Here is a 346-nt window from a genome sequence, read left to right as displayed (position 1 = left end):
TGGGGCCTTAGCTCAGCTGGGAGAGCGCCTGCCTTGCACGCAGGAGGTCAGCGGTTCGATCCCGCTAGGCTCCACTTATTTTAATATCATTTATGGCGGTGTAGCTCAGCTGGCTAGAGCGTACGGTTCATACCCGTGAGGTCGGGGGTTCGATCCCCTCCGCCGCTACCATAAAGGACCTTTAGCTCAGCTGGTTAGAGCAGACGGCTCATAACCGTCCGGTCGTAGGTTCGAGTCCTACAAGGTCCACCATTAGACGTTTCTATCTCGGAGGTATACCCAAGTTCGGCTGAAGGGATCGGTCTTGAAAACCGACAGGCGGCGAGAGTCGCGCGGGGGTTCGAAT

General features: G+C 56.6%; 3 tRNA genes. All 3 read left to right on the top strand.

The window, feature by feature from the left end:
• The first annotated feature begins 1 nt into the window (after nucleotide 1).
• The 3 genes from KVT31_RS29410 to KVT31_RS29400 all read left to right on the top strand — a co-directional run bounded on the left by KVT31_RS29410 (nucleotide 2) and on the right by KVT31_RS29400 (nucleotide 252).
• A tRNA-Ala gene (locus KVT31_RS29410) sits at nucleotides 2-74 on the top strand.
• A 20-nt stretch (nucleotides 75-94) separates the two neighbouring features.
• Nucleotides 95-171, top strand: a tRNA-Met gene (locus KVT31_RS29405).
• A 4-nt stretch (nucleotides 172-175) separates the two neighbouring features.
• Nucleotides 176-252, top strand: a tRNA-Ile gene (locus KVT31_RS29400).
• The last annotated feature ends 94 nt before the right edge of the window (nucleotides 253-346 follow it).

It is taken from the genome of Bacillus sp. GbtcB14 (genome assembly GCF_019091205.1).
Lineage (GTDB): Bacteria > Bacillota > Bacilli > Bacillales > Bacillaceae_G > Bacillus_A > Bacillus_A cereus_AG.
The sequence above is the reverse complement of the archived record's forward strand: the minus strand, read 5'-3'. Positions and strand labels throughout refer to the sequence as shown.